General features: G+C 68.9%; 20 protein-coding genes. 6 read left to right on the forward strand and 14 right to left on the reverse strand.

The annotated features are described in order from the left end of the window. Nucleotides 1-71 precede the first annotated feature (71 nt). Nucleotides 72-728 carry a response regulator transcription factor gene (locus ABZU43_RS22920; protein ID WP_355008515.1) on the reverse strand — a complete coding sequence of 219 codons (657 nt, stop codon included), beginning with the start codon at nt 726-728 and terminating at the stop codon, nt 72-74. Then, nucleotides 716-1,939: a sensor histidine kinase gene (locus ABZU43_RS22925; protein ID WP_355008516.1), complete on the reverse strand. Its 1,224-nt coding sequence runs from the start codon at nt 1,937-1,939 to the stop codon at nt 716-718. Before ABZU43_RS22925 ends, ABZU43_RS22920 begins: the two co-directional genes overlap by 13 nt. A 167-nt stretch (nt 1,940-2,106) precedes the next feature. Here ABZU43_RS22925 and ABZU43_RS22930 point away from each other — a divergent pair, with 167 nt between their 5' ends. After that, nucleotides 2,107-2,331, forward strand: coding sequence for a hypothetical protein (locus ABZU43_RS22930; RefSeq protein ID WP_355008517.1), 225 nt, complete (start codon nt 2,107-2,109; stop codon nt 2,329-2,331). Nucleotides 2,332-2,407: 76 nt separating this feature from the next. Here ABZU43_RS22930 and zwf read toward each other — a convergent pair whose 3' ends face one another. The 9 genes from zwf to ABZU43_RS22975 all read right to left on the reverse strand — a co-directional run bounded on the left by zwf (nt 2,408) and on the right by ABZU43_RS22975 (nt 13,122). Then, nucleotides 2,408-3,901, reverse strand: a complete 1,494-nt coding sequence (zwf, locus tag ABZU43_RS22935) for a glucose-6-phosphate dehydrogenase (protein WP_355008518.1) — start codon at nt 3,899-3,901, stop codon at nt 2,408-2,410. 848 nt (nt 3,902-4,749) lie between these two features. Further along, on the reverse strand, nt 4,750-5,985 hold the full coding sequence (locus ABZU43_RS22940; RefSeq protein ID WP_355008519.1) for an iron-containing alcohol dehydrogenase: 1,236 nt from the start codon (nt 5,983-5,985) through the stop codon (nt 4,750-4,752). Beyond that, nucleotides 5,978-6,127: a hypothetical protein gene (locus tag ABZU43_RS22945; protein WP_355008520.1), complete on the reverse strand. Its 150-nt coding sequence runs from the start codon at nt 6,125-6,127 to the stop codon at nt 5,978-5,980. Before ABZU43_RS22945 ends, ABZU43_RS22940 begins: the two co-directional genes overlap by 8 nt. Next, on the reverse strand, nt 6,124-7,584 hold the full coding sequence (locus ABZU43_RS22950) for an NAD-dependent succinate-semialdehyde dehydrogenase (RefSeq protein WP_355008521.1): 1,461 nt from the start codon (nt 7,582-7,584) through the stop codon (nt 6,124-6,126). The genes ABZU43_RS22945 and ABZU43_RS22950 overlap by 4 nt, the downstream gene beginning before the upstream one ends. Nucleotides 7,585-7,735: 151 nt before the next feature. Continuing rightward, entirely contained in the window at nt 7,736-8,812 is a 1,077-nt protein-coding gene (locus tag ABZU43_RS22955; RefSeq protein ID WP_355008522.1) for an ABC transporter ATP-binding protein, read from the reverse strand. Continuing rightward, nucleotides 8,812-9,879: an ATP-binding cassette domain-containing protein gene (locus ABZU43_RS22960; protein WP_355008523.1), complete on the reverse strand. Its 1,068-nt coding sequence runs from the start codon at nt 9,877-9,879 to the stop codon at nt 8,812-8,814. The genes ABZU43_RS22955 and ABZU43_RS22960 overlap by 1 nt, the downstream gene beginning before the upstream one ends. Further along, the gene (locus tag ABZU43_RS22965) at nt 9,879-10,790 is read right to left on the reverse strand and encodes a carbohydrate ABC transporter permease (RefSeq protein WP_355008524.1); all 912 of its coding nucleotides are present in this window, start codon (nt 10,788-10,790) and stop codon (nt 9,879-9,881) included. The genes ABZU43_RS22960 and ABZU43_RS22965 overlap by 1 nt, the downstream gene beginning before the upstream one ends. Further along, a complete protein-coding gene (locus tag ABZU43_RS22970; RefSeq protein WP_355008525.1) occupies nt 10,790-11,614 on the reverse strand; it encodes a sugar ABC transporter permease in 825 nt (274 codons plus the stop codon). The genes ABZU43_RS22965 and ABZU43_RS22970 overlap by 1 nt, the downstream gene beginning before the upstream one ends. Nucleotides 11,615-11,736: 122 nt before the next feature. Beyond that, entirely contained in the window at nt 11,737-13,122 is a 1,386-nt protein-coding gene (locus tag ABZU43_RS22975) for an extracellular solute-binding protein (protein WP_355008526.1), read from the reverse strand. A gap of 438 nt (nt 13,123-13,560) precedes the next feature. Here ABZU43_RS22975 and ABZU43_RS22980 point away from each other — a divergent pair, with 438 nt between their 5' ends. The 3 genes from ABZU43_RS22980 (at nt 13,561) to ABZU43_RS22990 (ending at nt 15,804) form a co-directional block, all read left to right on the forward strand. Then, the gene (locus ABZU43_RS22980; RefSeq protein ID WP_355008527.1) at nt 13,561-14,304 is read left to right on the forward strand and encodes a GntR family transcriptional regulator; all 744 of its coding nucleotides are present in this window, start codon (nt 13,561-13,563) and stop codon (nt 14,302-14,304) included. An 89-nt stretch (nt 14,305-14,393) separates the two neighbouring features. Further along, nucleotides 14,394-14,963: a DJ-1/PfpI family protein gene (locus ABZU43_RS22985; RefSeq protein WP_355008528.1), complete on the forward strand. Its 570-nt coding sequence runs from the start codon at nt 14,394-14,396 to the stop codon at nt 14,961-14,963. Nucleotides 14,964-15,060: 97 nt separating this feature from the next. Then, nucleotides 15,061-15,804, forward strand: coding sequence for an alpha/beta hydrolase (locus tag ABZU43_RS22990; RefSeq protein WP_355008638.1), 744 nt, complete (start codon nt 15,061-15,063; stop codon nt 15,802-15,804). A gap of 120 nt (nt 15,805-15,924) precedes the next feature. On the opposite strand, the gene ABZU43_RS22995 is transcribed toward ABZU43_RS22990, so the two are convergent. Both ABZU43_RS22995 and ABZU43_RS23000 read right to left on the reverse strand, forming a co-directional pair. Further along, entirely contained in the window at nt 15,925-17,475 is a 1,551-nt protein-coding gene (locus ABZU43_RS22995; RefSeq protein ID WP_355008529.1) for an LPXTG cell wall anchor domain-containing protein, read from the reverse strand. A gap of 238 nt (nt 17,476-17,713) precedes the next feature. Further along, nucleotides 17,714-18,283, reverse strand: a complete 570-nt coding sequence (locus ABZU43_RS23000) for a DinB family protein (RefSeq protein ID WP_355008530.1) — start codon at nt 18,281-18,283, stop codon at nt 17,714-17,716. A 170-nt stretch (nt 18,284-18,453) separates the two neighbouring features. Here ABZU43_RS23000 and ABZU43_RS23005 point away from each other — a divergent pair, with 170 nt between their 5' ends. Further along, complete coding sequence (locus ABZU43_RS23005; RefSeq protein ID WP_355008639.1) at nt 18,454-18,756, forward strand: GNAT family protein; 303 nt, start codon at nt 18,454-18,456, stop codon at nt 18,754-18,756. A gap of 121 nt (nt 18,757-18,877) precedes the next feature. On the opposite strand, the gene ABZU43_RS23010 is transcribed toward ABZU43_RS23005, so the two are convergent. Beyond that, on the reverse strand, nt 18,878-20,155 hold the full coding sequence (locus tag ABZU43_RS23010) for a PQQ-dependent sugar dehydrogenase (RefSeq protein WP_355008531.1): 1,278 nt from the start codon (nt 20,153-20,155) through the stop codon (nt 18,878-18,880). A gap of 148 nt (nt 20,156-20,303) precedes the next feature. On the opposite strand from ABZU43_RS23010, the gene ABZU43_RS23015 reads away from it, so the two are divergent. After that, nucleotides 20,304-20,498 carry a hypothetical protein gene (locus ABZU43_RS23015; protein ID WP_355008532.1) on the forward strand — a complete coding sequence of 65 codons (195 nt, stop codon included), beginning with the start codon at nt 20,304-20,306 and terminating at the stop codon, nt 20,496-20,498. Nucleotides 20,499-20,590: the final 92 nt, after the last annotated feature.

The raw sequence follows: 20,590 nt of genomic DNA on the forward strand, positions 1-20,590 counted from the left end.
CACCAGAAACGCTATTGACGTGGGAGAACGGCAACCATCCCGCGGGCTGCCAGGTCCGGGTACAGCAGGCGCTACCGCCGATCGCCGTCCAGGTAGCGCAGCACGGCGGTGACCCGGCGGTCGGCACTGTCGTCCGGTGGAAGCTGAAGCTTCGAAAAGATGCTGCGGATGTGCTTGTGCACCGCGCCGTCGGTGACGAACAGCCGCTCGGCGATAGCGCTGTTGCCGAGCCCCTCGGCCATCAGCCCCAGCACCTCACGCTCACGCGGTGACAGCTCGCTCAGTGCCGTGTCCGTCCGGCGGTTGCGGGCGAGCAACTGCGCCACCACCTCCGGGTCGATCACGCTGCCGCCGTCCGCGACGCGGTGCAGCGCGGTGAGGAATTCCTCGACCCGGCCCACCCGCTCCTTCAACAGGTAACCGAGCCCGACGGCGCCGACCGAGAACAGGTCGGTGGCGAACGCCTGCTCGACGTACGCCGACAGGACCAGTACCGCGAGGCCGGGACGGCGCCGCCGGGCCTCCACGGCGGCCACGATGCCCTCGTCGGTGTGGGTCGGCGGCATCCGTACGTCCACGATCGCGACGTCCGGCGCGTGCTCGTCGACGGCGACCAGGAACTCGCCCGGAGTGCCGGCGGTGGCGACGACGTCCAGATCCTCCGCCCGCAGCAGCAGCGCCAACCCCTCACGCAGCAGCGGGTCGTCCTCGGCGATCACGATCCGCATGGCAGCTCCACGTCCATTGTCGTCGGCCCTCCCGGCGGGCTCGTCAGCGTCATCCGGCCGTCGTACGCCTCGACCCGCCGGCGGATACCGGTGAGCCCGGAGCCACGTGTCTCGTTCGCGCCGCCGTGCCCGTCGTCCTCGATGCTCACCAGCAGCCGGCCGCGCTCGCGGCGCACGGCCACGTCCACCTGGCTCGCACCGCTGTGCCGGACGACGTTCGTCAGCGCCTCGGCCACCACGAAGTACGCGGTGGCCTCGACCGAGGCCGCGCACCGCACAGCCACGTCCACCTCCAGTCGGCAGGGCACCGCGCAGCTGCTGGCCAGGCCCGTCAGCGCACCGGCGAGACCCCTGTCGTCCAGCACCGGCGGCAGGATCCCGCGCACCACCGTACGCAGCTCGCCGAGTGCCTGTTCCGCGGCGTCCTGCGCCTGCCCGAGGATCTCGTCGGCGCGGTCCGGATTGCGGCGCACGGCCCGCCGCGCAGCGCCGAGCAACACGTTGACCGCTACCAACCGGTTCTGGGTGCCGTCGTGCAGCGACCGCTCGATCCGGCGCAGTTCGACCGCGTGGGCGTCCAGCGCCGCGGCGCGGGTGGCGGTCAGCTCTGCCACCCGCAGTGACAGGTCGACACCCGGCGGTGGAGGCAGCAGCCACCGGCCCGGCCATGCCTGGAGGCGGGCCAGGACCGGGCTGAACCAGATCGCGGCGGCCAGGCAGCCCACCCCGAGCACCCCGACCCAGAGCGCGTCGGACAGGCCATCGATGTGCCACCAGACGATCCCCGGCGCGGCGTCGGGGGGGACCAGCCGGTACCACAGCGGGAAGGTGCCGTCCTGCACCGCATAGAGCGGCAGCGCGATGCCGACCAGCCCGGTCACCAGGCCGACGAGCGAGTACAGCGCGACCCAGCCCAGCTCCCGGCGTACGAAGGGATCGCGCGTCGCCGTCCGCAACCCGGCCGGCACCGGACCCGGCGTGGGGATCGGCTCGCCCCAGCGGGACAGCCGGCTCCGCTCGCGGTCGCTCACCCAGCGCACCGCCCGCAACGCGCCCGGCGCCGCCAGCAGCCCCACCCCGCCCAGGCAGGTCACCGCCACGATCGCCGCCCAGAGCAGCGCGCCCAGCGCCAGCGTGGCGGTGCCCAGCCCTCCGACGATGTGCTCCAAGGCGTCGACCGAGGCGCGAACCCGGCCTCGCACGTACGCCATCGACCCACCTCCACCGCCAACATAGGCCACCGTAGGCCCCGCCCGGCGACGTCGGGGCGGAAGGTACAGCCTGCTGTACCACTGTCGTCGAGCTGGTGGGATCGTCTCCGCCGCGCCGCGTCCCTAGCGTTGACGGCGTCAGGAAACATTCGCCGAAGGAGGCAGTCATGACCGATCCGTACCGCATCACCGAGGCCCCGGTCGCCGCACCGAAAAGGCCGGGTGGCCTGCTGCGCCCGCTGCTGTGGCTGGTGCTCTTCGTCAGCGCGGCGGCCAACGTGGTGCTCTCGACCGCGGCGGACAACCAGTGGGTCAGCTCGGCGTTCGGCCTGGTGGCGGTGCTCAGCGCGGTCGCGCTGATCGTCCACCACCGCCGTAACCGGACGCCGTAGGCCGCCCTCTACCAGGGCGGCTCGCCCGCGTTGAAGAAGATCATCTCGTGCTCCAGCGGCCCGGGGTGACGCAGGGTCACGCGGAGTTGCGCCACTTGCGGCCGTGCCGACCGATGAGCCGGTCGGCGTCGGTCGGCCCCCAGGAGGCGGCCTCGTAGGTGGGGATCGGCGAGTTGTCCTTCTCCCAGTGGTCGATGATCGGGTCGACGATCCGCCAGCACTGCTGCACCTCGTCGCTGCGGATGAAGAGTGACGCGTCGCCGATCAGCGCGTCCAGGAGCAGACGCTCGTACGCCTCCGGGGACTCCTCGACGAACGTCTGGTCGTAGGAGAACTCCATCGTGGCGGTGCGGACCCGGAAGGAGTGGCCCGGCACCTTGGCGCCGAAGCGCAGCGAGATGCCCTCGTTCGGCTGGATCCGCAGGATCAGCGCGTCAGCATCGAGGCCGGTGAGCTGATCGGTCGGGATCGGTAGGTGCGGCGGCCGCTGGAACTGCAGTGCCACCTCGGTGAGCCGGGCCGGCAGGCGCTTGCCGGTGCGTACGTAGAACGGCACCCCGGCCCAGCGCCAGTTGTCCACGTTGAGTCGCATCGCCGCGTAGGTCTCGGTCCGCGACAGAGGGTCGACGCCGGTCTCCTCGCGGTAGCCGGCCATCAGCTCCTCGCGGGTGCCGCCCCGGGTGTATTGTCCCCGGACCGCGGCCTCGGCGATGTCCCGGTCGGTGGGGAGCCGGATCGCCTGCAGCAGCTTCACCTTCTCGTTGCGCAGGCCCTCAGCCTCGAAGGAGGCCGGTGGCTCCATCAGCGCCAGCGCGAGGACCTGGAGCACGTGGTTCTGCACGATGTCCCGCATCGCGCCGGCGTCCTCGTAGAAGCCGCCGCGGCTGCCGACGCCGAGGGTCTCGGCGACGGTGATCTGCACGTGGTCGACCCAGGAGCGATCCCAGATGGGTTGGAAGATCGAGTTCGCGAAGCGCAGCGCCAGCACGTTCTGGACGGTGTCCTTGCCCAGATAGTGATCGATACGAAAGACCTGGTTCTCGTCGAACGCGCTGTGCACGACGCCGTCGAGCTCGCGGGCGGTGGCCAGGTCGCGTCCGTACGGCTTCTCGATGACCAGGCGGGAGAAGGAGCCTTCGCGTGGCTGGTTGAGCCCGACACCGGCCAGTCCGTTGATCACCGGCTCGAAGGCCCCGGCGGGGGTGGACAGGTAGAAGAGCCGGTTGCCGGACGTGCCCCGCTGTGCGTCGAGCTCGTCGAGGGTCTCCACGAGCCGCTTGTACGTCTCCGGATCGTCGTAGCCGCCGGCCACGTACCGCACGCCGCTCTGGAGCTGGCGCTTGCTGGCGAGGGTGCGTGCACCGAGGGCGCTCTCGGCGAACTGCTCGTCGGTCATCGACGTACGCGCGACGCCGACCAGCGCGAACTGGTCCGGGAGCCGCTCGTGCCGAGCCAGGCTCTCGATTGCGGGCAGCAGCTTACGCCGGGTCAGGTCACCGGAGGCACCGAAGATCACCAGCGTGGCCGGCGGGGCACTCCGCTCCTGAATGAGCTGAGAAGCGTGGTCCATGGTCTGCGTTCCTCCGGGCACAAGGGGTGTGGGATTTGGGGCGGACTGTCCTGCCAGGACTTGTGCGGCGATGGCGGTGGTGTCCGGGGGCCACAACGGCGTGGCTCGTTGGTCGTGAAGCTTGAGCGTCGCATGCCGGGCTGACGGGTAGCCCTCTCGGTGTCGGATTCGGTGCGGTCTGCCGGCGTACGAGATGGTGGTACGGATGATCGTCGCCAGGTAGGGCGCGGAGGTCAACCGGCCGCCGTCGGCGGCGGCGCCGGGGGACCGCCAGGGTGCGGCTACGGCGTCGCGCTGGTCCGGTGGTGGTGATTCATCCCGATGTCAGCGGGTGGGACCTCGACGGCAGTGACCCGCACCTTGATGCCCTGGCGAACGTCCCGGGCAGCTCGTCCTTCTGGGGTAGCGGCGCCGCTTCGCGCAACGGCCTCGGCATTGCCGGCGTCATCGAACGGACCAGGTGACCGAGAACCCATAAGCAGCGGTACGGAGTGTGTCAAGGGTGCTGCATGTCGGCACGCCGATGGCCTACGGCCCGTCCCTGATCCTCGGGGACGGTTGCCGTCCACCCAATGCCAAGAGGTGGGGACCACACGGCCCGCGCGATGGTGCGCGGCACGACGTCGGTCACGGTCGTGCCGGCATGCCCGCAGAGGTCGGCGACCTGCCGAACGTCGTTGATGGCCGGCCAGAGAAACAGCCGTGACCTGGTGGTGGTCAGGCGGACACCCCGGCTCCTGCCGGATACGCCCTACCGGAGGACGGCTACGCCGTCGGGCGCGATGGCGTAGCCGAGCATTCCGACGCCCGGGGTAGAGCAGGGTGGTCGTCGTCTCGGGAAGGGCCGGTCACTCTCTGCTCGGAGTCAGGGCGTGTCGGGTCCGGTCCCCGTTCCAGGCCGCTTCGAGGATCGCGGTCAGGCTGGCGGTGTCGCTCGGGCCCGGGTGGTTCTGGATCAGGCGGGTGACACCACTGGCCATCTCCGCGAAGCGCGGGAGGTCGGCGCGTGCCACGCCGATGTCCGCCAAGGTGGCAGGGATACCGATGTCGGCAAGGAGCCCGTCGAGCCAGGTGAGGAACGTGTCTGCGGCTTCGGCGTCGGAGGCGTCGGTGACGTCGAGCCCGCACACCCGGGCGAGGATGGCCAACCGGTCTGTGATGGCATCCCTGGCCGCGTCCAGCGCGTAGGGCAGTAGCAGTCCGACGCCCAGGCCGTGCGGCGTGTGCGTGGCTGCGCCGATGGGGTACTGGAGAGCGTGCGGGGCCGCGTTGCCCGCGTGGGAAAATGCGATCCCGGCGAGCATGGATCCATAGGACATGTCCGCGCGCGCGGCCGTGTCGCTTCCGTCCCTGACCACACGGCGCAAGCTACGGGCGATCCGTTCCGCAGCGCGGAGCGCGTAGTGGTCGGTGATCGGGTTGCGGCCGAGGAACACCTGCTCCACCGGGTCGCGCGGTCCGTGGGCCCGAGGCCGGGCGGTGTAACTCTCCACGGCGTGACAGAACGCGTCGATACCGGAGTGGGCGGTGACGGTCGCCGGGCAGGTGTAGGTGAGTTCGGGGTCGACGATGGCGAAGTCGGGGACGATGTGGACGCTGGAAACCCCCACCTTCAGCTCGCGGTCCGGGTCGGTCAACACCGAGACGGGTGTGAGCTCGGAACCGGTGCCGGACGTCGTGGGGACCGCGACGAGAGGGATCGTCGGCCCCGGCACCCTCGACTCGCCGTAGAAGTCACGCGGCGTCCCACCGTGGCGCCGGATGACGCCGACGATTTTGGCGAGGTCGATCACCGTGCCACCCCCGATGGCGAGGATCACGTCGGCGTTCACCTCGGCGGCGGCCGAGACGGCCAGGGCGACATCGGAGAGAGGCACGTCCGAGGTCGCGTCGGAGAACACCTCGACGGCCTCGACCTTCTCCCGTACGGCGGCCACGATCTCGGCCACGCCTGGCTGCCCCAGGAGAACCTGGTCGGTCACGATGAGGACTCGCGAGCCACTCTCGGCCACCACTCGGGGGATGTTCTGCGCGACCCCTTCGCCCACTATCAGCTGGCGTGGTCCGCGGACGGTCTCAAGCATGGCAGTGCCTCTCCGGAACGTCGGCGGCGATGTGCTGGGTGGACGTCCAGGTCACCTGCGAGACCGGGACGGCGTCGGCGAGGTTGGCCGCCCGGGTGGCGCAGACGCGCGCGGCGGGCCCCCGGGGCAGCAGGCCGGTCACGGTAGGTCGATCGCCACGTAGGTGAGGTCGAGGTACTCGAGGACGCCCTCGTGCGACCCCTCCTTGCCGATCCCGGACTGCTTCACGCCGCCGAACGGAGCTGACGGATCCGATATCAGACCACGGTTGATGCCGAGCATCCCCGTGTCCAGCCCCTCGGCGAACCGGAGCGCCCGCTGGAGGTCACGGGTGAAGACGTATCCGGCCAGGCCGTGCTCGGTGTCGTTGGCCTTCGCCATCACCTCGTCGTCGGACGTGAACGAGATGATCGGCGCCACCGGGCCGAAGATCTCCTCCCGCAGCATCCGCGCATCCTCGGGCACGTCGACGAGGACCGTGGGCGGGTAGAAGTGACCCGGCCCATCGGGACGCTCGCCGCCCACCAGGACCCGTGCGCCGCGATCGACCGCATCGGCGACGAGCCCGTCGATCGTGGTGACCGAGGCCTCGTCGATCAACGCCCCGACGTTCACGCCGTCGTCGAGACCATGGCCCACCGAGAGAGCGCCCATCCGCTCGGCGAAGCGCGCCGTGAATTCCTCGCGCACCGGCTCCTCGACGTAGATCCGGTTGGCCGCGATGCAGGACTCCCCGATGTTGCGCATCTTGGCCACCATGGCACCGTCGAGCGCGACGTCCAGGTCAGCGTCGGCGCACACGATCAGGGCGGCGTTGCCGCCCAGTTCCATGGAGGTGCGCAGCACATTGTCCGAGGCCTGTCGTAGCAGGACGCGCCCGACCTCGGTCGACCCGGTGAAGGACAGCTTGCGGGTCCGACTGTCGGCCAGCAGTGCGGAGACCACCGCGCCGGAACGCTTGGTGGTCACCACGTTGACGACGCCCGGGGGAACGCCGACCTCCTCCATGATGCGGGCCAGGAGCAGCATGGTGAGCGGCGTCTGACCTGCTGGCTTGGTGATCGTCGTGCAGCCGGCAGCCAGCGCAGGAGCGATCTTGCGGGCACCCATGGCCAACGGGAAGTTCCAGGGCGTCACGAAGACGCACGGTCCGACCGGCTTCGGCACGGTGAGGATGCGGTATCCACCTGCGGGAGCGATGCTGTAGCGCCCTTCGACGCGCACCGCCTCCTCGGCGAACCAACGGAAGAACTCGGCACCGTAGGCCACCTCTCCCCGAGCCTCGGCGAGCGGCTTGCCCATCTCCAGCGTGATCAGCCGGGCGACCTCCTCGGATCGCTCGGTCAGTGCCCGGTACGTCGCGGTCAACAACTCTGACCGTTTCCGTGGCGGGGTGGCCGCCCACTCCGCCATTGCCCTGCTCGCCGCGTCCAGGGCGGCGAGCCCGTCGACGACGTCAGCGTCCGCCACCTCGGCGATGGTCTTGCCGGTGGCGGGGTCCTCGACGGCGAAGGTGGCTCCGCTTGCGGCGTCGCGCCACGCGTCGCCGATCCGGAGCCGCCGATACTCGGGGGCCAGCACGTTCATCGGGTCACTCATCGCGTCGCCTCCTGTGATCTTCCTCGTGATGTCCGGCGTGCCTCAGCGATCGCGCTGTGCGCGTAGACGGACGGGTCACACGCCCTCGTCGCGGGCGAGGCGGGCTCGACTGCCACGTACGGGCGCATGTCGCCGTCGCCGCCCGGCGCCGTTACCGCCCAGCCTCGGACAGCGACACCCCGGTGCCCGCGTCGAACAGGTGCGCACGGTCCAGGTCGACGGTGACAAGCACCCGCTCGCCCGGCGTACCCGCGACTGTGGGTCGGGCCTTGACCTTGAGGATCTCCGTCCCGACCCGGACGTCGACCACCGTCCGGTCACCGAGCGGCTCAAGCCCGTAGAGCTCGCCCGACAACGACGCGCTCCCACGCTGCTCGACGGACAGGTCCTCCGACCGCAGGCCCAGCATCAGCTCACGACCGTCCTCAGCCGTGGTCCAGCGGGGCCGCGGCAGCGTCCAGCCCTCGGCACCGACCAGACGGTCCCCCTCGGCACGGCAGGCGAGCAGGCTGATCGGCGGGCTCCCGACGAATCCCGCGACCCACTGGTTGGCTGGGCGCTCGTACACCTCGGTCGGTGTTCCGACCTGTTGCACAGTCCCCTCCTTCAGGACCGCGACCTGGTCGGCCATGGACAGAGCCTCGACCTGGTCGTTGGTCACGTAGACGAAGGTCGCTCCGAGGCTGCGGTGGATGCGGGTGAGCTCGGTGCGCATCTCGACGCGGAGCTTGAGGTCGAGATTCGTCAGCGGCTCGTCCATGAGGAACGCGCGCGGACTACGGACCAGCGCCCGGGCCAGGGCGACGCGCTGCATCTCACCACCCGACAACTGCGCCGGACGACGCTGCAGCAACCGTTCGATGTGCAGCAGGTTCGACATCTGCTCGACGGCAGCGGCGATCTCGCTCGACGAACAGCGACGTGCCCGCAGCGGCGAAGCGATGTTCTCGTACACCGTGTGTCGCGGGTAGAGGGCGTAACTCTGGAAGACCATGGCCAGGTCGCGTGCGGCCGGGGTGTCACCGGTCGCGTCCCTGCCGTCCAGATGCACCGACCCGGCGTCAAGCTTGTCAAGGCCGGCGATCGCTCGCAGGGTCGTCGTCTTGCCTGCCCCGGAGGGCCCCAGCACGACGAAGAACGAGCCGTCCGGCACGTCCAGCGTCACCCCGTCGAGGGCCTGGACTTTTCCGAAGGACTTGCGCAGCCCGTGCGCTGCCACGGTTCCCATCAGGCCACCAGCTCTTCCGTGCTCACGTCGTAGACCGCCGGGGTGCCGCCGGTGTGCCGCAACCCGACGGTTGCGTCAGCGGCGAAACGGACGGTCGGTGGCATCCGAACCCGTACGTCGCGCTGGCCGCCGTGGTCGACCACGTAGATGATTTCGTCGCCCAGCCACTCCGCCGAGACCACGCGGGCCGGGACCGAGTGTTCCGCCCCGGGTTCGGTGACTTCCAGCGCCTCCGGCCGGACGCCCGCGATCAGACGACGGTCGCGCGGCAGGCCCGGCGGTGGCGTGAGGACCAGTCCGCCCTCACCGCGCAGCTTCCCGTCGGCCACCTCCACCTCGATGAGGTTCATCGGCGGGGAGCCGATGAATGAGGCGCAGAAGAGACTCGCCGGACGGTCGTAGACCTCCAGCGGCGTGCCGATCTGCTCGACGCGGCCCTTGTTGAGGATGGCGATTCGGTGACCGAGCGACATCGCCTCGACCTGGTCGTGGGTGACGTAGACCATCGTGGCGCCCAGTTCCCCCTGCAGGTGCTTGATCTCCGTGCGCATGTCCGCCCTCAGCTCCGCGTCCAGGTTGGTGAGAGGTTCGTCCATGAGGAACGCGCGCGGTCGCCGTACCAGGGCGCGAGCGAGCGCGACGCGCTGCTGCTCGCCGCCGGACAGCTGGCGGGGTCGCCGGTCCAGGAGCGGACCGAGCTGCATCAGCCGGGCGGCCTCGTTGACCCGCTCGTGCACCTCCTGCTTGGGCAGTCCCTCGGCCCGCAGCGGGAACGCCAGGTTGTCGCGGGTCTTCAGGTGCGGGTAGAGGGCGTAGAACTGGAACACCATGGCGATGTCGCGTTCGGCGGGCGGTAGGTCGTTGACCAGCGTGTCGCCGATGCGGATGTCGCCCGTCGTCTGCCTCTCCAGGCCGGCTATGGCCCGCAGCGTGGTCGTCTTGCCGCAGCCCGAAGGGCCGAGCATCACGAACAGCTCGCCGTGGCCGATGGACAGGTCCACGTGTTCGACCGCGACCGTCCCGTCTGGGTAGCGCTTGTGCAGCGCTGTCACCTCGATGCCCGCCATCAGCGTCGCACCGCCCCGAGCGTCACGCCGGCGATGAGGTGCTTGCGCACCAGGTACGCGAAGACGAGCACCGGTAGGGCGAACACCACGGAGGCGGCGGCCACGAGGCCCCAGTCCGTGGTGGTGCCGCCGATCAGGCCGGCGATGGCGGGTGGGGCCGTCCGGACGTCGTCGCTGGAGGTGAGGAAGGTGGCGAACACGAACTCGTTCCACGAGAAGATGAGCGCGAAGACCGCCGTCGCGGCGATGCCGGGCACGAGCAGGGGAAGGGTGAAGCGCCGGAACGCCTGCAGACGGGTGTAGCCGTCGAGCATGGCGGCATCCTCGTACTCCGCGGGCACCTCGTCGACGAACCCCTTCATCATCCAGATCGTGAACGGGACGTTGAACGCCGTGTAGATGAGGATCAGGCCGAGCTTGTTGTCGATGAGTCCGACCTGGCGGTACATGAGGAAGATCGGGATCACGACCACCACGGGCGGCATGAAGCGCGTGGACAGGATGAAGAACAGTTGGTCCTTCTTGGCCTTCACGGCGAAGCGTGAGTAGGCCCAGGCCGCCGGGACCCCCAGCACGGTGGCCAGCACCGTGGAGGCTCCGGCCACCACGACAGAGTTGAGGAACGAGACGGACAGGGCCGAGCGACCGCCGCCGGGGGAGACGAACACGTCTTTGTAATGACTCAGAGTGATCTTGAAGTCGAAGAACTTGGCCGGGATGGCGTAGACGTCCCTGTTCTCCTTGATGGACGTCTCGATCATCCACAGCACCGGAAAGAGCATCACGACGGCCAGCGCGGTCAGCAGCGCGACCTCCAGCACGGAGCGGCCTCGGCTGCCGAGGCGGCGCGCGGGGGGCGTGTGATCCCGGGCAGGACCCGTGGCCACTGCCTCGTCGACGGAGACGGCCATCAGCCCTCCTTGAGCTTGTTCAAATAGCGCAGGTAGAACTGCGTGAGGACGATGACGACGAGGACCATGAGGATTCCGTACGCCGAAGCGGTTCCGGTGTTGAAGCCCAGGAACGCGACCTTGTAGATGTGGAACGACAACGTCTCGGTAGAAACACCCGGGCCTCCGTTGGTGAGGATGTAGACGAGGTCGAACAGCCGGAATGCCTCGATGGCCCTGAACATCACGGCGATGAGGAGCAGCGGCCACACCAGCGGAAGCGTGATGGTGCGGAACCGGAACCATTCCGACGCCCGGTCGATCGAGGCGGCCTCATAGAGGTACTTGGGAACCGCGGTGAGGCCCGCGAGCGCGATGAGCATGATGAACGGCGTCCATTGCCAGGTGTCGACCACGATCAGGGACAGCAGTGCCGTCCGCTGGCGGGTGAGCCACTCCACCTGCCCCAGACCGAGTGAGCCGAGCATGCTGTTGACCACGCCGAACTGCGCGTCGAGCATGAATCGCCAGAAGAGCCCGACCACGACCGGCGACAGCATCATCGGCACCAGGAACAGGGTGGTCAGCACTCCTCGCCCATGTGTGCGCCGTGAGATCAGGTAGGCGATGCCGAATCCGAGCACGGTCTGAAGGCCGACCGCGCCGACCACGTAGATCAACGTTGTCAGGGCCCTCGTGTGGACCTGCGCCGACGTCAGGATGGCGGTGTAGTTCCCGAATCCGATGAAATCGGCCGGCCCCCCGCGGGTGGCGGAGTAGTCGGTGAAAGACAGGTACAACGCCCACAGCAACGGGAACACCGACATGGCGAGCAGCAGCAGCATCGCGGGGGAGATGAAGGCAACGGCGAGCCCGCGGTCGCTCAGCCGAGGGGCCCGACCCCGGGCAGGCGGCCTTGCGGACGCCACCTGCCCGGGATCGTCGGTAGTCAGAGGGGCGGGGTCACTCACAGTCCGCCGCCACCCTTGCGGTTGCCGGAGTCGAGCACGCCCTGCTGCTCCTTGGCGATGTCGTCGAGCGCATCCTTGGGCTTCTTGGCGCCGTTGAGAGCCGCGTTCACGTTGGTGTTCTCGATGTCGACGAGGCGCGCGTACTCGGGCACGTTCCACATGTCCCGCATCCGCGGCACCGAGTCGGCGTACACCTTGTTGAACGGCCCGGCGTTGAGGAACTCGGGTGACTGGATTGCGTCCGTACGCGATGGCACGCCACCAGCCGCGGCCCACTTCTTCTGGATGTCAGCCCGTTCGAACCACTCCATGAAGTTCAGGGCCTCGGCCTGGTTGTCCTTGGCGGAGTAGGCCGACACGTGCATCCCCATGCCGCCGAGGGGGACCAGGTTCGTCTTCTGGCTCGGCAGGGTGGCAAAACCCAGCTTGTCGAGAATCTTCTCCCGGCTGGTACCGAGCGTCGACTGCTTCGGATCGAGCAGGCCGCCGCTCGCGGCGATCCAGTTGAACGCGATGCACGCCTTGCCCTGGGCGACCGCCGCGTTCACCTCGTCGATGAACCAGTTGCCGGAACCCTTGGCGGTCAGCGGCTTCATCTTGTTGACCAGGACGTCCATCGCCTCCTGGCCCGCGGTGTCGTTGAGGACACCCTCGATCTTGCGCGCCTTGGAGTCCCAGAGGTTGCCGCCGTAGACGCCGTTCACCGTGTTGTAGGTGACGGCCGCGGCGTCGGAGCCGTTGGCCTGGTGGAAGGCCAGCCCGCTGACGCCAGGGTTGTCCGCCTGGCATTTCGTGGCGGCCGCGATCATCTCGTCCCAGGTCTGCGGTGGCTTGGCACCGATCAGGTCCTTGCGGTAGATCATCGTCCAGGTGTCGCCGAGCAGCGGTAGTCCGTACAGGCTGGCGTTCTCGTCGCGCTTGCCGGTCTCCGCCTGGGGGTACTGGCCGTAGGCCGCCAGGAGGTACGGGTCGTAGGCGGTGACGTCGATGTTCTTCTTGACGAAGTCGGTGATGTCGAGGATGTTGCCGTTCGTCACGGCCTCGCCGATGTGTTGCGAGTCCAGGATCGCGATGTCGAAGTCGGTCTTTCGCGCCGCGAACTGGGTGAACATGGCGTCGTGCCAGTTCGCGTTCGGCACGGTGTTGACCTTGATGGTCGCGTTCGGCCGTTCCTTCTTGTACTCCGCGTTCGCGAAGGCTTCCAGTGCCTTGGCGGGCGGCCAGTCGAACCAGATGAAGCTGAGCGTCAGCGGATCCTTGGTGAGCTCCGGGATGGTCGCCGGCGCCTTGGGGGCGCTCGCCTTCTCGCCGTCGTCCTTGCCATCGCCGCACGCCGTCGCGGTCGTGGCCACCAGCAGCATGGCCAGGGTCGCCAGCTGCACCTTTCGGCCGGGATCGGACAATCGTCCTGTTCGCTTCAGATACCGCATCTTATTGCCTGCTTTCTGGGTGGGAACTTCTAAGGCCTCGCTATGTGCTTCGCCGAGCAGTTGCTGGGTTGTTCAGGCGCCTTGCCGGGCTGCCGCGGGGACCGACCCGCGGACCGGCGTCACGAGTACGCCGCGAGTGCCGGGTCTGCCTGCCGTCGGGAGAGTCCTTCGGTTCAGCTGCGACCCGGTGACGACCCGAGCGGGACGTCGAGCATGCTCGTGGGAGTTTCAGGTGATCGAAGTGAAGCGGTGGCGGGTGGTGCCGCGATGTACAGGATGGCGGGCGTGCGTCACTTTTCCTATACGATCGCGTGGGGGCGTCAGCATGCCGCAGCGTTGTGACTGATGTCAATAGTTTCGCGAAGGCGCAGGAAGGGACCTCACGTCACGATGGACGACGAAGCGATGATCGCGCGGGGCCGCAGGGCCGTGACGGGCGGAACGCCGGCGGGAAGATCTGGCGGCCGGCTCGCCGACGAGGTGTACGACACGCTGCTCGGACAGCTGATGTCGCTACGGATCGAGCCTGGCTCCCGCGTCACGATCGACGTCCTGGCCCGGGAACTGGGAGTCTCGCAGACGCCGATCCGAGACGCTCTGAACCGGATGGAGGCCGAGGGTCTGGTCGTGCGGGTGCCCCATGCCGGCTACCGCATTCCTCCCCAGATAACCCGTCACCGGTTCGAGGACATGCTCGAGGTCCGCCTGCTCCTCGAGCCGGCAGCGGCGCGCAGATCCGCCGAACGCGCCTCCTCGGAGCAGGTTGCGGGTCTGCGACGGATGCTGGAGGAGATGGCGGAGCTGGAGGGGGGCAGCGGACCGCTGGCCTACGGCGCCTTCGGGCTACGCGACGCGGCCTTCCACGATCTCGTCGCCCTGAGCGCGGAGAACCAGGTCATCCGTGAAACGCTCGCTCGCCTGCACAGCCACGTGCACCTCTTCCGGCTTCACCACGACACCCAGGTCACGCACCAGGCCATGGCCGAGCACGAGGACGTCGTGACCGCGATCGCCGCGCGTGACCCCGACGCCGCCGCCTACGCGATGCGTCGGCACATCCTGCGATCCGGTGAGCGTTTCCGACGATTGTTCAACGAGATCGAGCACGCGGACGGAATGACGGTAGAGGCTTGACGGGCGCGCTGGGCCCAGGAATGCTGACTCAATCCTGATCGGATCGGATTGGATCCACCTCACCCGCCCCTAGATGCGAGGAGAAGTAGGTGCCCAGAGCGCTGCTCCTGACCGGCGATGCCGCCGAGGAGCTCGACACCATGTATCCCTACTACCGCGTGCAGGAGGGCGGCTGGGACGTCGACGTCTCGTCACGGACGATGCGCGACGTGCAACTGGTCATCCACGAGTTCGACCCCAACTCCGACGCCTACGTGGAGAAGAACGGCCGCAAGCTGCCGGTCGACGTGCCCTGGGCCGACGTCGACGTCGAGCGCTATGACGCCCTCATCATCCCCGGGGGACGAGCCCCCGAGTGGATCCGGGTCGACGCCGACGTCAGGCGCATCACCGAGCACTTCTTCGCGCGCAACCTTCCCATCGCGCTGGTGTGCCACGGCGCGCAGGTGCCAGCGGTGTACGGGCTGCTGAAGGGTCGAAAGACCGCGTGTTTCCCCCCCATCACCGGTGACATGGAGAACGCGGGCGCGACGGTCATCGACGCTCCCGACGTCGTGGACGGCAACCTCGTCTCCTGCCGGGGTTGGCCCGACATGCCGCAGTTCGGCAGGGCGATGATGGAGCTCTTCTCGAAGTCCGTCGACCCCGCGTCGGCATGAGCACATCCGACCTGCCCTGGTGACCGCACTTCGGACCGTCGCAGTCGACGGTTCCCCCGTCCACGTCCTGGACAGCGGCACGGGGCCCGCGGTGCTGATGCTGCACGGCTCCGGACCCGGCACGTCCGGGTCCGGCGCCTGGGCAACGACGGCGCAGGCGCTGGGCGCGTCCTGGCGCGTGGTAGCTCCTGACCAGGCGGGGTTCGGCCGCACACCCCTCCCGGCAGGCTCCAGGGGTGGGCTCCGGCTGTGGACGGAGCAGGCCGCAAGCCTGATGGATGCCCTCGGTATCGAGCATTACGCCGTGGTGGGTCACTCCATGGGCGGTGCCGTGGCGCTGGCGTTGGCGGCCGCACGCCCCCAGCAGGTCACCCGTGTCGTGGCGGTCTCGACGATGGGCGCCCCCGGGGCGCCGCTCTCCGCCGACCTCGACGCGGTCTGGGCCGCCCCCGCCGGCCCGTCCGGGGCACGGGACATGCTCAGTCGCCTCGTCCTCGATCAGGCGCTCGTGACCGATTCGGCCGTCGACGCCCGTGCGTCCGCGATGCGGGCGGGGGCGGCGGCATTCGCGTCGGTGTTCCCTCCACCAAGGGCACGATGGGCCACCGATCTCACTCTTTCGGCGCAGACGCTGGCGACGGTGCGCGCGCCCGTGTTGCTCGTGCACGGCGTCGAGGACCGGGTCACGCCGCTCGCGACGGCAGCCCAGCCCCTGCTCGAACACCTGGCTGACGTCCGTCTGCACGTGTTCGGTCGATGCGGGCACGTGCCGGCGATCGAGCACCCGCGGGAGTTCAGACAGCTGCTGTCGTGCTTCCTCGACCCGGACCGAGATCACTGATCGCTGCGGCACTCCGCACGACGTCAGGGCGACGACCTTGTGAGTCACAGCAGTTCATGCGGGTGAGCCCGTGCCCCGCCGACCTGAGGTCGACGGGGCACGGTTGGCGCAGGAAACAGATCAGGCGACGAAGCGGGTCCTGCGACGGCGGGCCACCACGAAGCCCGCAGCGCCGGCGGCGAGCAGTACGCCACCGATGCCGGCAATCAGTCCAGCCTTGGCACCGGTGATCGGCAGCGAGCCATCGGTGCCCCCGCCTCCCTGGCCGTCATCCCCACCGGGGCTCTCGCTCCCGCCGTCATCCCCACCGGGGCTCTCGCTCCCGCCGTCAGCGCTCGCGATGATGGTGATCTTCGCGCTGTCGTTGGCCGGGTTGGGATCGACGCCTGCGTCGAAGGTCAGCCGCACCTCCGCGGTCCGAGTGCCGGCCTCGTCGAGGCGCAACTCGAACTCGTACTCCATCTTCTCGCCCTTGGCCAGGCGTTTGTTCTCGCCACAGCGGTACTCCTTGCCGCCGGGCTTTCCAGGCACCCAGTGGCCGGGGCTGGAGCACGTCATCGGAACGCGTACGGCCGTGACGCCATCCGGCAGCGACAGCACGGTACGGGCCCGGAGATCCTTGGCTCCGTCAACGTTGACAGCCGCCGGGCCGTTGTTGACGTAGCCGACCTTCAACGGCACCGTGTCGCCGACCTTTCCGGTAGCGGTCGTCGGCGTCCCGAGCGCCGCCACCTCAGCCCCCTGGTCACCGCTGACGTGGAGTCTCATCACCGTGACGTCGTTCTGGTCGTTGACGTCTGTCTGCCGCGACGTGCTCCGCGGGCCGACCGGCTCAAGCCTGAGCTCCCCTTCGGTGCCCTGCTGCCCGAGTCGCGTCGGGTTGAAGGACTGCCGCTCCTCCCAGTCTGCCGGCGTGTGCCAGGACACGACGCCGGTGTGACCGTTCGGGGCCGAACCGTCGGTCGGCACTGTGAAACCGAAGCTGGAGTCCAGCCGTGCGGCGCCGCCCGGCTCGATGGTGTTGGGAAACCGGCAGGCGAAGGCGTGGCGGAAGGCGTCGGCCGGGCTGTACTCGCAGTTCCTGTACCGCTTCGACGGGCCGAAACCGTAGCCGCCTTCGAAGTACAGCACCACGCTCTTGACGGCCTTCTCGCCGCGGTTCGCCACTGTCAGCGGGAGGTCGAGCGTGTCGCCGAGGGCGGCGTTCAGCTCGAGCCCCTGCTCGACGCCGGCGAGATCCACGCCCTCACCGATGCTGACGCTCGAGTGGTAGGTCGCCGAACCGCCGTCGCTGTCGGTGATGGTGAACGTGATGTCGCCCTGCTGGTCGGGCGTGGCGCTCCTCTTCGCCCGCACGACCAGGTCGACCATGGTGATGTACGTGTAGTAGTCGTTTTCCTCTGCCACCACCTTGCAGGTGAGGATCGGACCAGACTCGGTGCAGGAGTTAGCATCGCCGTCGTTCCGCACGTCGGCGAAGCCGGCGACCTTGCTCCGGTCCACCTTGACGGTGTATTCGCCCCACTCCATTGTGCTAATGCGGGTGCGGGCAAAGAGGTTCGATCCTTTTGCAGGGCCGCCGGGGGCGACAACCACATCCTTGGCGAAGAAATCGAGGTCCTTGGCGGCAGGGGAGGCGAAGGCGGGGATGGCGGAGGCAGCGAGGAGCACGCCTACGACGCCGAACCCGGCAAGCCAGCGCCGGGCGGATTGCTTGGGCATTACCGCTTCCTCCGTGGGATTGATCAGTGGAACCCGCGGAGCCTATGAGACCGTCAGGGCTGGTGCTGCCCCACTCGGGTGCCAGCGGCGGATAGAGGCCGAACGGACGGTCAGCATCGCCGTAAAATCGGGTGCCGTCGTTCAGCTGCCTGGTGAGGACGGTTGAGTGAGCACACGAACGGTGCGGTCATCTACCGGTGGATGCGCGAGCGGCCCCGTCCTGCCAGCGGTAGAGGTCGCGCAGCAGGGAAATCTCGGCGCCGTGATGGATGAGCTCCCTGTTGACGTGCAGGACGATGCCCTCCATGGGAAACCGCTCGGGACCGACCGTGGGCGGGTTCTCCAGGTCGGCGTCCGAGAGCTCGCGGACGCCGGTGTTCCATGTCCCGTACATCTCGTCGAGCTGTTTCAGCGCCTCGTCAGCGGTTGCCGCGTAGGCGAATGTCTGGGAGTCGACGTCCTGGCCGCCGAAGTGCCATCCGACCCGGTAGCCCAGGCAGGAGACGATGATGTGCGCCAGCCGCCAGGCAATCGTGGTCACCGGCGCCGGCACCGGGTCAGGGGACGCGAAGTCCATCGTCCATGCCCCCGAACCCGCCGGCATCGATGCGACCGACGTGCCACGTGGGCGGATGCTCCAGCAGCCAGGCACCGGCTCCCAGAAGTACTCCTCATCGGCGAGACCGTGCAGCCGAGGACGCAGGTTCCTGTGCCAGTGCCGGTCCAGCTGGTCCGCGATCCGCTCGCTCCTTCTCATTTCCGCACGCTACCTACAGCAGAGGCCCGGCTGTGTCCCTCGGACAGCGCCGCCGCGAGTGCCGTTCGACAATGACAACTCGCGCTGGCTGGGTGGGGTTCCGATGACTCAGGCGTGACAGCCTCGACCGATGACGCGCATGGCAGACCTGCAAGCCGTGGCTTGGCCGCCTGCTCCGATCAGGACCGAGCGGCTCGTGCCATCGCCCGGCTGCCATCGGGAAGGTCGACCTCGGTTACCTGTTTCTGCCACGGGCGTGGGGATTCGGGTACGCCGCCGAGGCGTGCGCGGCGGCACTCGACTGGCTCGGCGGCGTCCTTCCCGGCGAGCCGGTGGTGCTCACCACCCAAACCGCCAACGTCGGCTCGATGCGCCTTGCGGCAAGGCTGGGGTTCACCGAGGTGGAGCGGTTCCATGCCTGGGACGCCGAGCAGTGGCTCGGCCTGCGGTCTCCGGTCACGCCGTCTGCTTGAGCTGGTGCCGGACAACACCACCAGGGCGGAGCCTGAGCCTGCGTCGGAGTGAGCCTGGGGACGGCCGCCGAGCGCGGCCGTCCCCAGAGGTAGCGCGGGTGTCACGGGCATGGCCCGAGGTTCAGCGGATCGTCGCCCCGCCGGTGGGGGTCGGCTGGACCCGCTCGAACCGCACCTTGCTCAGCCATCCCGGGAGGTCGCTGAGCACGTACAGCTCGCCGTTCACGTCGGCGCCGAACGCCGTCGGCTGGGTGGGGAAGGTGCCGATCTCAGCGGATTCGTAGCCACCGCCGGACTTGGGACGCACTGCGAAAGCGCGGGTCGAGCAGTAGTCGCTGGCGATGTAGGTGCCCCGCGCCTCCGGGGTGACGGACCCCCGGTACACCAGCCCGCCGATGATGGAGCAGTTCTCGGTCATGTAGTGGTCGTACTCGACGATCGGGTCGGTGAGCCGCACGCCTGGTCGGCACTGCGTCTCGTCGAAGACCGGCGTGCCCTCTCGACAGGACCAGCCGAGGTTCGCGCCACGCTGGGACGGGCGGATGTGGTTGATCTCCTCGATCAGACCCTGGCCGACGTCACCGATCCACAGCGAGTTGTCGGCCGGGTCGATGGAGAACTTCCACGGGTTGCGCAGCCCGTAGACCCAGATTTCCGGCCGCGCGCCCGCCGTGCGGACGAACGGGTTGTCGTAGGGCACGCAGTAGGGCTTCGCCCCGCAGCTGCGGTTGACGTCGATCCGCAGTATCTTGCCGAGCAGGGTGCCGAGGTTCTGGCCGCTCTTGTAGGGGTCGTTCGCGTAGCCACCGTCGCCGAGGGACCAGTAGAGGTAGCCGTCGCGACCGAAGGCCACCTGTCCGCCGTTGTGGTTGCCGTACTCGGCGTGCTCCTGGGTGAGCAGCACCTGCACCCGATCGGGGGCGTTGATGGGCACTCGCGCCAGGGTCAGCGCGCCGGCAGGCAGACTCGTGTAGGCCACGTAGAGCATCCCGGTCCGCGCGAAGTTCGGCGCCGGTGTGATGCCGAGAAGGCCGCGCTCGTTGTCCGACGTGTCGATCCGGGCGGTCAGGTCGATCACCGGGTCGGGTGCCAGGCCGGTGTCGGGGTGGTAGGCGCGGACAGTGCCGTTCTTCTCGGCGATCAGCATCCGGCCGTCCGGCAACCCGGTGATCGCGATGGGACGCTGCAGACCGAAAGCCACCCGTTCGGAAACCACTGTCAGCTCAGTGAGTGGCACAGCACGGGTTTTGGATGGGCCGGCCGCGGCGGTGCCGGCCATCGGCGTCGGTGGCGACAGGGCCGCAGCCAGGGCCAGAGCGAGCAACCCGGCCAGCATGGCGGCCGGGCGACGACGTCGTCGTGACATGTTCAGCTCCTCGAGCAGGTGGGTGGTGGACACGGTCTGGGAGCGTTCCCACCGTACAGTGACTGCAATCGATATCCAACTGATGTCTGCGCGTGCCGATCGGCCTGGGCCGTCCCGCGAGGTCCGGAGCGGGGGAAGTACCAAGACCGCGCTTCGGCTGGTGGCCGGCACAGTCGAGGTGGTGAGCCGCTCGTCGGAGCTGGTGCGCCAGGCCCGGCTCCTGGCGGCTGCACGGGCCAGCAGTGGCGCCGAGGCGTTGCCCGCCGAACGATTCGACGCCCTGTGGGAGGCCGAGCGCCTATTCATCGAGGTTGCCCGGGCCGAACTCGGCCTGCCCTCCGCGTTCGCGCCCCGACCGGTCAACGCCCGCCCGTAACCGTCACGCCGGACCCGCCGCCGTCATTCCAGGCCAGACGCCGGCTGAGCGTTTACGCAACTCCACTGGCGGTCGGCTCGTTGGTAGCGAGA

The organism is Micromonospora sp. NPDC005205 (assembly GCF_040608275.1).
Taxonomy (GTDB): domain Bacteria; phylum Actinomycetota; class Actinomycetes; order Mycobacteriales; family Micromonosporaceae; genus Micromonospora.

Excerpts from the sequence above, each read along its gene's own strand:
- ABZU43_RS22930 (WP_355008517.1), top strand. The coding sequence starts at position 2,107 with ATGACCGATCCGTACCGCATCACCGAGGCCCCGGTCGCCGCACCGAAA.
- ABZU43_RS22925 (WP_355008516.1), bottom strand. The coding sequence starts at position 1,939 with ATGGCGTACGTGCGAGGCCGGGTTCGCGCCTCGGTCGACGCCTTGGAG.
- ABZU43_RS23000 (WP_355008530.1), bottom strand. The coding sequence starts at position 18,283 with ATGAGAAGGAGCGAGCGGATCGCGGACCAGCTGGACCGGCACTGGCAC.
- zwf (WP_355008518.1), bottom strand. The coding sequence starts at position 3,901 with ATGGACCACGCTTCTCAGCTCATTCAGGAGCGGAGTGCCCCGCCGGCC.
- ABZU43_RS22965 (WP_355008524.1), bottom strand. The coding sequence starts at position 10,790 with ATGGCCGTCTCCGTCGACGAGGCAGTGGCCACGGGTCCTGCCCGGGAT.
- ABZU43_RS22920 (WP_355008515.1), bottom strand. The coding sequence starts at position 728 with ATGCGGATCGTGATCGCCGAGGACGACCCGCTGCTGCGTGAGGGGTTG.
- ABZU43_RS22960 (WP_355008523.1), bottom strand. The coding sequence starts at position 9,879 with ATGGCGGGCATCGAGGTGACAGCGCTGCACAAGCGCTACCCAGACGGG.
- ABZU43_RS22990 (WP_355008638.1), top strand. The coding sequence starts at position 15,061 with ATGCTGCACGGCTCCGGACCCGGCACGTCCGGGTCCGGCGCCTGGGCA.
- ABZU43_RS22940 (WP_355008519.1), bottom strand. The coding sequence starts at position 5,985 with ATGCTTGAGACCGTCCGCGGACCACGCCAGCTGATAGTGGGCGAAGGG.
- ABZU43_RS22980 (WP_355008527.1), top strand. The coding sequence starts at position 13,561 with ATGGACGACGAAGCGATGATCGCGCGGGGCCGCAGGGCCGTGACGGGC.
- ABZU43_RS22955 (WP_355008522.1), bottom strand. The coding sequence starts at position 8,812 with ATGGGAACCGTGGCAGCGCACGGGCTGCGCAAGTCCTTCGGAAAAGTC.
- ABZU43_RS22950 (WP_355008521.1), bottom strand. The coding sequence starts at position 7,584 with ATGAGTGACCCGATGAACGTGCTGGCCCCCGAGTATCGGCGGCTCCGG.
- ABZU43_RS22970 (WP_355008525.1), bottom strand. The coding sequence starts at position 11,614 with ATGCTGCTGCTGCTCGCCATGTCGGTGTTCCCGTTGCTGTGGGCGTTG.